Source organism: Acidovorax sp. (assembly GCF_016783915.1).
Taxonomy (GTDB): Bacteria; Pseudomonadota; Gammaproteobacteria; order Burkholderiales; family Burkholderiaceae_C; genus Acidovorax.
The window spans coordinates 1-9,933 of the sequence record NZ_JADHVT010000160.1 but is presented as its reverse complement, the minus strand read 5'-3'; the positions used below and the strand labels follow the sequence as shown (position 1 = coordinate 9,933).

The 9,933-nt window shown below is 64.8% G+C and carries 8 protein-coding genes, 1 other RNA gene and 1 pseudogene; 2 read left to right on the top strand and 8 right to left on the bottom strand.

The genetic code is table 11. The features are described 5' to 3' along the window. From clsB to ISS20_RS20810, 7 genes are all read right to left on the bottom strand, one after another. Nucleotides 1-732: cardiolipin synthase ClsB (clsB, locus tag ISS20_RS20840; protein ID WP_291439177.1), on the bottom strand; the 732-nt coding region annotated here is incomplete at its 3' end. Then, a complete protein-coding gene (locus ISS20_RS20835; protein ID WP_291439175.1) occupies nucleotides 729-1,502 on the bottom strand; it encodes an endonuclease/exonuclease/phosphatase family protein in 774 nt (257 codons plus the stop codon). The genes clsB and ISS20_RS20835, both read right to left, overlap by 4 nt. A 186-nt stretch (nucleotides 1,503-1,688) precedes the next feature. Beyond that, nucleotides 1,689-2,606 (bottom strand): cysteine synthase A, encoded by a 918-nt coding sequence (gene cysK / locus ISS20_RS20830; protein ID WP_291439173.1) that lies wholly within the window; start codon nucleotides 2,604-2,606, stop codon nucleotides 1,689-1,691. A gap of 129 nt (nucleotides 2,607-2,735) precedes the next feature. After that, nucleotides 2,736-3,800 carry an RNA 3'-terminal phosphate cyclase gene (gene rtcA, locus ISS20_RS20825; RefSeq protein ID WP_291439171.1) on the bottom strand — a complete coding sequence of 355 codons (1,065 nt, stop codon included), beginning with the start codon at nucleotides 3,798-3,800 and terminating at the stop codon, nucleotides 2,736-2,738. Further along, complete coding sequence (locus ISS20_RS20820) at nucleotides 3,797-5,020, bottom strand: RtcB family protein (RefSeq protein ID WP_291439170.1); 1,224 nt, start codon at nucleotides 5,018-5,020, stop codon at nucleotides 3,797-3,799. Before ISS20_RS20820 ends, rtcA begins: the two co-directional genes overlap by 4 nt. A gap of 23 nt (nucleotides 5,021-5,043) precedes the next feature. Next, a complete protein-coding gene (locus ISS20_RS20815; protein WP_291439168.1) occupies nucleotides 5,044-5,784 on the bottom strand; it encodes a hypothetical protein in 741 nt (246 codons plus the stop codon). Nucleotides 5,785-5,811: 27 nt separating this feature from the next. After that, nucleotides 5,812-6,951 carry a slipin family protein gene (locus tag ISS20_RS20810; protein ID WP_291439166.1) on the bottom strand — a complete coding sequence of 380 codons (1,140 nt, stop codon included), beginning with the start codon at nucleotides 6,949-6,951 and terminating at the stop codon, nucleotides 5,812-5,814. Nucleotides 6,952-7,676: 725 nt separating this feature from the next. Between ISS20_RS20810 and rtcR the strand changes: the two genes are divergently transcribed. Beyond that, nucleotides 7,677-9,311, top strand: a complete 1,635-nt coding sequence (rtcR, locus tag ISS20_RS20805) for an RNA repair transcriptional activator RtcR (protein WP_291439164.1) — start codon at nucleotides 7,677-7,679, stop codon at nucleotides 9,309-9,311. 10 nt (nucleotides 9,312-9,321) lie between these two features. Continuing rightward, an RNA gene (gene rnpB, locus ISS20_RS20800) (RNase P RNA component class A) lies at nucleotides 9,322-9,661 on the top strand. 66 nt (nucleotides 9,662-9,727) lie between these two features. On the opposite strand, the pseudogene ISS20_RS20795 reads toward rnpB, so the two are convergent. Continuing rightward, a pseudogene (locus tag ISS20_RS20795) lies at nucleotides 9,728-9,933 on the bottom strand (peptidase M48); the annotation flags it as partial.

Here is a 9,933-nt window from a genome sequence, read left to right as displayed (position 1 = left end):
GAAGAAGTAGGCATTCGCAATCACCACCCGGCTGCGCGCTGCGCGCAGGGCCACGCGGTAGTGGCGCTCGATGTCGTTGGTGTGCTGCTGGTTGTCGCGTGTCACAAACATCGCGTGCGCGGTGCCCGCATGCGGGCGCCCGGTGATGCCGGCGGCCTGGTGGCGCTTGCGCTCCTGGCGGCTGAGCACCGCCTCGCGGGTGAAGTGGTGCATCTGCGCCACGATGGGGCCGCGCACCTGCACGGCGTAGTCCTGCTTGGCCTCGGGGCCAAAGTCGGCCACATGGTCGGCCGAGTAGTTGATGCCGCCAATGAACCCCAGGTGCCCGTCCACCACCACGATCTTGCGGTGCATGCGGCGCAACATATTCAGCCGCTGACCCAGGAAACGGTGGCCTGGATCAAAGATGCGAAAGTGCACGCCCGCCTCCACCAGGCTGCCGACAAACCGGTCCGACAGATCGGGCGAGCCAAAGCCGTCCACCAGCACATGCACCTCCACGCCACGCTGGGCGGCCGCCAGTAGCGCGGCGTGCAGCTGCTGGCCGATCTTGTCCTCGAACAGGATGAAGGTCTCCAGCATCACCTCGCGCCGGGCGTCGGCAATGGCCTGGAACACGCGGGGAAAGAACTCCTCACCGTTTTCTAGCAACTCAAAATGGTTGCCGGGCACCCAGCGCGAGGACCGGGGTGCGCGCAGGGCGCGGGGCGTGCTGAAGGCAGGGCGTTTCATAGCAGGATCTCCGCAGCCAGGGGCGCATGGTCCGAGAGCTTGTCCCAGGGCTTTTTGGGCAGCGCCAGCGGCGAGTGCACGGTGGCGTTGCGCACATAAATGCGGTCGAGCGCCAGCAGCGGCATCGCCGCCGGGAACGTGCGCACCGCCCGGCCAAAGGCCTGCACGAACACCTCCTGCAAGCCGGCTTCGCGGTGCAGGATGTCGTGTGCGCGGTGGCGCCAGTCATTGAAATCGCCGGCCAGCACTACGGCCTCATTGGCGGGAAAGCTGTTGACCAGATCGCACACGCGGCGCAGCTGGTGCTGCCGGTGCGACTCTTGCAGGCCCAGGTGCACACAAACCGCATGCACGGGCAGGTGGTGCCCAGGGGGCTGCAGCACGCAGTGCAGCATGCCGCGCCGCTCGGGCCCGCTCACCGAAATGTCGTGGTTCTCGTAGTGCGTGATCGGAAACTTGGACAACAGCGCGTTGCCATGGTGGCCGTTGTCATACACCGCATTGCGCCCGTAGGCGTATTGCGACCAGAGGGTGTCGGCCAGAAACTCGTAGTGCGGCACCTGCGGAAAGTTGGCCAGACGGCTGGCGTGCCGGTGGTGCGTGCCCAGCACTTCTTGCAAGAACACCAGGTCCGCCGCCACGTCGCGCACGGCCTCGCGCAGCTCATGCAGCATGAAGCGCCGGTTGAAGGTGGTGAAGCCCTTGTGCACGTTCACGGTGAGCACCTTGAACGCAATAGGCTGGGAGTCTGTCGCGGAGTTCGGGGCCATGGGCAGTTGCAATCGTTGGAAGGGGCTCCGGCGAAGCCACCGCAAAGGTGGGCCGGTGCGAGCCTTGATTGTTCTGGCCCGAGCGCGTTGCCGCTGTAGGACGGCTGGCCGTAGCCTTGTGCTGCGCAGCCCAAAAAAAAGGGCCCCGAAGGGCCCTGGTGACAGCGCGCTGCGCGTGGGCGGCCATCAGGCCGGCAGGAAGCCTTCCACCGACAGGTAGCGCTCGCCCGTGTCGTAGTTGAAGCCCAGCACCTTGGCGCCTGCGGGCAGCTCGGGCAGCTTCTGGGCGATGGCGGCCAAGGTGGCGCCGGACGAGATGCCGACCAGCAGGCCCTCTTCGCGCGCAGAGCGGCGGGCGTATTCGCGGGCGGGCTCGGCATCGACCTGGATCACGCCGTCGAGCACACTGGTGTCCAGGTTCTTGGGGATGAAGCCCGCGCCAATGCCCTGGATGGGGTGGGGCGAGGGCGCGCCGCCCGAGATCACCGGCGAGGCCGTGGGCTCCACCGCAAACACCTTGATCTGCGGAAATTTCGCCTTGAGTACGCGCGCAGTACCCGTCAAGTGGCCGCCGGTGCCCACGCCGGTAATGACGGCGTCCAGCCCGTCGGGGAAGTCGGCCAGGATTTCTTGTGCCGTGGTGCGTACATGGATGTCGATGTTGGCGGGGTTTTCGAACTGCTGCGGAATCCACGAGCCGGGTGTCTGCGCCTGCAGCTCCTGCGCGCGGGCAATCGCGCCCTTCATGCCCTTCTCGCGCGGGGTCAGGTCAAACTGCGCGCCATAGGCCAGCATCAGGCGGCGGCGCTCAATACTCATGCTGTCGGGCATCACGAGGATCAGCCTATAGCCCTTGACGGCCGCTACCAGCGCCAGGCCGATGCCGGTGTTGCCGCTGGTGGGCTCGATGATGGTGCCACCCGGCTTCAGCGCGCCGGACTTTTCCGCGTCTTCCACCATCGCCAGCGCAATGCGGTCCTTGATGGAGCCGCCGGGGTTGCTGCGCTCCGACTTCACCCACACATTGGCGCCAGGGCCAAACAGGCGATTGATGCGCACGTGGGGCGTTTTGCCGATGGTTTGTAGAATGTTGTCAACTTTCATGGCGTCTCCTGTGAAGCGTTGGGTTGGACACAAAGTGGAAGGTCTGTGGGGCGCATTCTGAACCACTTGTTCTACGGCTCTTGCCATATGGATATAGCCAGGGTATGGGGCGGGCCGCCGCAACGCCCATCACGGCAGGGGCGATACCTCCACGCGCATGGCGCCCGCTGCAGGTGTGATCTGCACCCGGACCGGCAGGCCCATCGCAATGGTCTGCGCGTTGGTGTCCGTGTGCTGCGTCACCTCGCTGCAGGTGTAGCTGGCAGCCTGCCCGCTGCGCCACACCGCCAGGGCCAGCGGCAGCATCCACTGGTCCGCCAGGTGCGGGCCCAGCGCGCCGGTGCTGCGCTGGTAGGCACGCACTTCGTCCACCAGCCGCTTGGCCACCTGCTCGGCCGACAGGCTGCGTTCGCCCAACTGGCAAAACACCTCGGTCACCTGCGCGTACTCCAGCGTGGCGATCAGCGCATTACCCGGCCCTTCGTTCTGGCGTGTGGGCGGCTGGCGCAGCTGGCCAGCCTCAAACGTCCAGCCCATGCGCTGGCCCAGCGCCTCCAGCTCCCGCGTGGCAATGTGGCGCGCCAGGCCGGGTGCCAGTGCCTCGCCCCAGCCGTTGTGCAACGGGCCGCGCTCCAGCACATCCACCGGCGCCAGAGGTCGGTTGGGTGTGGCGGGCGTGATGTGCGCCACCAGCTCGCCGCCCCCGGCGGGGTAAAAGCCCCGCCGCTGCAGTTGCAGCTCCAGCCCCACCCCCAGCCGCCGCACGAGCGGCGCAAAGGCGCGTTCCAGAAAGTCAAACGGCGGTGCCATGGGGTTGTGCGTGCCGCCCGCCAGCTCGACCTTGCTCGGCCCGTCGGCCAACATCAGGGCGGGCAGCACCGTCTGCAGTACCAGCAGGCAGCTGCCTGCGGTGGCGATGTGAAAACGGTAGTCGCCCGAGCAAACCGCACCGGGCGTGAAAAGCAGCGTTCGCGAGTTCAGCTCCGCTCCCTCGGCCTGACCGTTGCATACGGCCACGGCCGCCTGCACGCAGGCCAAGTGCTGCCGCATCAGCCCCGGCTTGGGCCGACCTGCGCGGATGCGCGTGATGTGCAGCGGCCGGCCGGTGACCATGGAGAGGGCCAGGCCGGTGCGCAGGATCTGGCCACCTCCTTCTCCGGTGGAGCCGTCTAAGTCCAGTTGCTCCACATTCATCCCTTTACGCAAACCACTTGCTTCAGCGTGTAGACAACCTCCACCAGGTCCTGCTGCGCCGCCATCACCGCATCGATGTCCTTGTACGCCATCGGAATCTCGTCGATCACGTCGGCGTCCTTGCGGCATTCCACGCCCTCGGTCGCCTTGATTTGGTCTTCGACGGTGTACATCTTCTTGGCCTTGGTGCGGCTCATGGTGCGGCCTGCGCCGTGGCTGCAGCTGTTGAAGCTCTCGGGGTTACCTTTTCCGCGCACGATGAAACTCTTGGCCCCCATGCTCCCCGGGATGATCCCCAGCTTGCCTTGCTCGGCACTCACCGCGCCCTTGCGGGTCACGAAGACCTCTTGCCCGAAGTGCGTTTCGCGCTGCACGTAGTTGTGGTGGCAGTTCACCGCTTCCACATGGGTCTCGAATGGCTTGGTGATGACTTTTCGCAGCGCGGCAATCACGCGGCCCATCATCACCTCGCGGTTGGCGGCGGCGAATTTTTGCGCCCACCCCACGGCCTTCACGTAGTCGCCAAAGTACTGTGCGCCTTCCTCGAAGTACGCCAGGTCCTTGTCCGGCAGGTTGCGTTGGTTCATCTCGGCGTCCTTCTTGGCCAGCTCGATGAAGTGGGTGCCGATGGCGTTACCCACCCCACGCGAGCCCGAGTGCAGCATCACCCACACGGACTGGTGTTCGTCCAGGCAGATCTCGATGAAGTGGTTACCCGTTCCCAGCGTCCCCAGGTGCTTGTAGTTGTTGGTGTTCTTGATGCGCGGGTGCGCCTCGCAAATTTCCTCGAACTCATCCACCAGACCGGCCCAGGCGCGGTCGGTCTCGGCGGGCGGGGTGTCCCAGCTGCCTTTGTCGCGGCCCATGCGTTTGGGCGTCATACCCACAGGCACCGCGCGTTCGATGGCGGCGCGCACGCCAGACAGGTTGTCGGGTAGGTCGCTGGCCGTGAGCGTGGTCTTGCACGCCATCATTCCGCACCCCAGGTCCACACCCACTGCGGCGGGGATGATGGCCTTGAGGGTGGGCACGACGGAGCCGATGGTGGCGCCGATCCCCAGGTGCACGTCGGGCATCACCGCCACGTGTTTGAACACGATGGGCAGGCGCGCGATGTTGCGCAGTTGGTTACGGGCTTCTTCTTCCACGGGCACGCCGTTGGTCCACATCTTCACGGGGACGCCGTTTGGCACTTCGTATTGTTCGTAGTTGTTGTTCATATTGTTCTTTCGTTTTCTATCGTTCATTGAACCATTCCACGGGCTGCGGCCTGGGCATAGGTTTTCAGTTCGTCGTCGTTCTTCACCTGGCGGATGAAGGCATCCATGTGCGCCTGCAATTCGCGGGGGCGGTTCAGGCGGGCGCCCTTATGGCCGATCCCGTGCAAGGCCGATACCTGCGCTTCGCGCCAGGGCATGGCCAGCATCTCGCAGAAAACCTGCCACATCGCGTCCTGCCACTCGGGAATGTGCTTGGCGTTCCAAAACGCGGGCCACACGTCAAACCACATGTAGCTCACGAAGTAGAGGCGGTCGCTTCGGCTGCCAATCGCGCTCTGCTCGGTGCTCAGGCGCGGCCCCAGGCAATCGCGCCACAGGGTGGACAAGGCCCGCATCATGCGCATCGCGTCGGCCAGCGGCACGGACGGGTCGTTCACCATGTGCGGGATGTCACCCGCGTTGTTGCTCATCACGTGGTTCAGCCCCATGCCGACCTGATCGTCGCTGTAGGGCGCCAGGTCGGTTCCTACGTTGGCGAACAACACGGTCTGGATGTGCGTCCATTGCAGCGGCGTGGCTTCGAACGCGGGCTCTTCGATGTCCCAGTACCACTCCTGACCGCTCTTGTCGGGTACGGGGCGATCGAACAGGTAACGCAGGGCCGCGTTGTAGACCACTGGGTCGAGGCCAATGGATTCGCAGGTGACCGCAGCGTTGTCCCGCCGCTGGCGCTTTTCGCGGGGCGTCAGTTTTTTGTTCTTCATCGCATTCCTCGTCGCGCTTTGCTCACTTCAGCGCATCTTCACCAATCCATTCAACACCTGGTCCAGACCGCCAAAGACGGAGATCTTGTCGATGCGTTCAGCCACGCGCTCCAGCGTCTCCAGCTCCTTCATGCGCAGGGCGACAGGGTTGTCCTCCATCACTTTCGCCGTGTTGAGCAGCGAGCGCGTGGCGGCGGTTTCCTCGCGGCGGCGGATCACGTTGGCCTCGGCCTGCTTCTGGGCCTGCACCACCTGGGTCAGGATGGTTTTCATCTCGCCGGGCAGCACGATGTCCTTCACGCCCACGCTTTCCACCACCATGCCAAAAGGCATGAGCTTGGTGACCATGTGTGCGGTTACCACGTCGTCGATCACCGTCTTGTTCTCCAGCAGCTCATCGAGCGTGCGGGTGCCCACGGCGGCGCGCAGCGCAAACTGCAGCTCGCGGTACAGGTGGTCGGCAGGCTTTTGCAATTGGGCAAAAGCGCGCAGCACATCGGTGTAGCGGTAGGTGGCGCACAGGTTCAGGCGCAGGCTTACCTTGTCGCGGGTCATGATGTCCTGGCCCGATACTTCCACGGCTTGCAGGCGCAAATCCACCATCTCCACGGCCACGGTGCGGCCGTACTTCCAGAAGGCGTAGGTGCCAGCCGTGAGCAGGCGCTCGACCTTGCCGTCCACCGTCAACAGCGCGCACTGGCCCTCGGGCACCTGCACCTGCAGCACACCGGCCAATCCGGTCACGCTGCGCTGGCGCAGCTGGGTCTGCGTCAATCGCGCCACCAGTGCGGCAGGTAACTCGGCGCCCGCTTGCAGGTCCACCACTTGCACGCTCACCTCCACCAAGCCTTTCCAATAAAGGCGGCGGGTGCCGGGCGGCAGGATCTCGACCAGCACGCCGTTTTCGCTGCGCAGGCCCACTTGCTGCTCCGACAGGTTCACCTGCACGAATTCAGCGGCCACCACGGCAGGTTCCTGTGCCATCAGGTAGTCGGCCAGGCCGTGGGTGAACGCAGGTTGTTCGAGGGCGAAGGTCTCCACGCGCAGCTGGTCCAAGCCCGCAAACAGCCAGTAGGTGCCGCTTTGCAGCACGCGGTCAAAGCTGCCGTTGCGCAGCAGCAGGGCGCGTTCATTCTTCTTGACGGTGGTGCGTTGGATCAACTTCATCATTTTTCTTCTCCTCGTTCTTTCGTTGTCGTTGCTTTGTCGTTGTCGTCATGGCAATCAGGGTGCCGTTACAGCGATGGCAGGGTGCCAGCGGGCACAGCCAGGGCCCTGCAGTGCGCCGTGGTTGCTGCCCTGCAAGCAGAGCGGCAGCGTGGCTGGCTGCGGGCGCAGGCTGTACCGGGTGCTGGCACAAACCGTCACCGGCTGACGGGGCGTTGCCTTCTGGGTGCGTTCTGACAACACAACCCTGGGGCGACTCCCCGCGTTCGGCGGGTGGTCTTTCGACCGTTACTTCCAAGTGCTGGCCTTGCGGCCATGGGCAGGAATCGAACTTGCGACAACCCCTTTCGGGGGGCTCTACCAGACTGAGCTACCAGTGGTGGCAAGCCGGGAGTCGAACCCGGCACGTCCTCTTGCGAGGCGTCACCACGACCTTGCCGTTACCCAGCGTTTGCGGTGTGCGGCATGCAGGAAATCGACAGGGCTTTTAGAGCCCGGATTTCCTGCACCGGCGGGGCGGACGTTGGTCCTAACCCCGGCCTGTGAGCGGTCACCGCTTGCGCTGGATGCCTTATCTATTGCCAGATGCGTGCCAGCTCGTGGTTTGCGACTAGAAATTTTTCAAGTCGTTGATTTGTATAGAAAAATTCTCTGAGGCATTGAATGAGGCTCTGCTTTAGTGTTGGAACTAACTAGAATGAAAGCTAGTTAAATAGATAGATGGCATGCGCAAAAACAAGGTTGTGATCGGTTTCCTCGGCACCCAGCTCGACTCCGGCCGAGGCGCAGGACGGTGGGAGAAGTGGCGCCCCACCGTATCGCTGGTGCAGCATGAGGACGTGGTGATCGAGCGGCTGGAGCTGCTCTACACGCCGCCCCACCAGGACTTGGCCCAACAGGTGCGCGCGGATATGGTGATCGCGTCCCCCGAGACCATGGTGAACCTGGTGCCCCTGCCCATTGCCGACCCCTGGGACTTTGGCGAGGTGTATGCCAAGCTGTTTGACTGGACCCAGACCTACCGCTTTGACACCGAGCGCGAGGAATACTGGACCCACATCACCACCGGCACGCATGTGGCGCAGATTTGCCTGTTCTTGCTGGTGGAGTCGCGCCGCATTCCGGGTGTGCTGGCGCAGACCTCGCCGCCCAAGCGCCAGCGGGCGGGCGACCCGGGTAGCTACACGCTGATCGACCTGGACCTGTCGCGCTACGACGTGATCGCGCAGCGCTTTGGCGCCGAGCAGCGCGATGCGGTGGACTTCCTCAAGAGCGGCATTGCCACGCGCAACGCGCGCTTCAACGCGCTGATCGACGAGGTGGAGCGGGTGGCGGTGCGCTCGCGTGCGCCCATCCTGTTCACCGGGCCTACGGGCGCAGGCAAATCGCATTTGGCTAGGCGCATGTTCGAGCTGAAAAAATCGCGCCACCAGGTGGAGGGCGAGTTCGTGGAAGTGAACTGCGCCACGCTGCATGGCGACGGTGCGGCGTCCACGCTGTTCGGCCACAAGAAAGGTGCGTTCACCGGCGCTGCGGCCGACCGTGCGGGCCTGCTGCGCACGGCGCACAAGGGCGTGCTGTTCCTCGACGAGATCGGTGAACTGGGCCCGGACGAGCAGGCCATGCTGCTCAAGGCGGTGGAAGAAAAGCGCTTCTACCCCATGGGCAGCGACCGCGAGGTGGTCAGCGACTTCGAGCTGATTGCTGGCACCAACCGCGACCTGCGCACCGAGGTGGCGGCTGGGCGCTTTCGCGAAGACCTGTTTGCGCGCATCAACCTCTGGAGCTATGTGCTGCCCGGCCTGGCGCAGCGGCCCGAAGACATCGAACCCAACGTGGACCACCAGCTGGCCCGCGCAGGCGCCGAGCTGGGGCGCAACGTGCGCTTTTCCAACGAGGCGCGCGCGGCCTACCTGCGCTACGCCCAGTCGCCGCAAGCGCTGTGGACCGGCAACTTTCGTGACCTTTCCGCCAGCGTAACGCGCCTCGCCACGCTGGCCGACAGCGGCCGTATCGGTTTGCCTCTGGTCGATGCCGAGATCGCACGCCTGCGCTGGCTGTGGCAGCCTGCCAGCGACGCTCGCAACGGTTTGGCATCCACACCCGGTGCGCCGGGCCGCGACGATCTTGCGGCTTTGCTGGGCGACGAAGCGGTGGAAGCCATGGATCTGTTCGATCAGCTGCAACTGGCGGCCGTGCTGCAGGTGTGCCGCCAGGCGCGCACCTTGTCGGACGCGGGGCGCCAGCTGTTCCAGGCCTCGCGCACGCAGCGCACGGTGGTTAATGACGCAGACCGGTTGCGCAAGTACCTGGCGCGGTTTGGGCTGGACTGGGACCGCGTCGCTGTCGCTGGGCGATAATCCCCCCTGTGAAGCGCGCCAGACCGCCGCTGGTGCAATCTGGGAAACCAGGCACTGGAGGAACGTCCGGACTGCACAGGACAGCGTAGCAGCTAACGGCTGCCCACCGTGAGGTGAGGATCAGAGCAACAGAGACGAGTCCCGGGGGAGTGCCGCAAGGCAAACCACCGGGGGTGAAACGGGCAATCTCTACGCGCAGCAATACCAAGTAGGCCAGCGTTGATGTGGTTCCGCAGAGCTGGCGGGTAGGTAGCACCGAGCCGTGGTGGCGACACCCGGCCCAGATTAATGGCGGTCACACTGCGGGCAACCGTGGTGCACAGAATCCGGCTTATCGGCGCGCTTCACACTTTATTTCCACCCCGAATCGCCAAGGGTCGTGTTGTGAGCACGCCGCCCCTGTGGCGCGGCTGTGTTCAGTTTTTTGCGCAATGGGGTGCTTGCCCCCGCTCCAGCTCTGTCGCACGCTCCACCGTGTCGGGGTGGCTGCTCAGCAGCGACCAGACAGGGTGCGAGCCGATCTCCTGAGCCACCTTGCGCTGGCGTGCTGCCTCGGGTGTGCTGGCCCCGGAGGAGGGCGCCGATGCCGCGGCGGTCGGGCCCTTGCCCTGGTCTTTTTTCT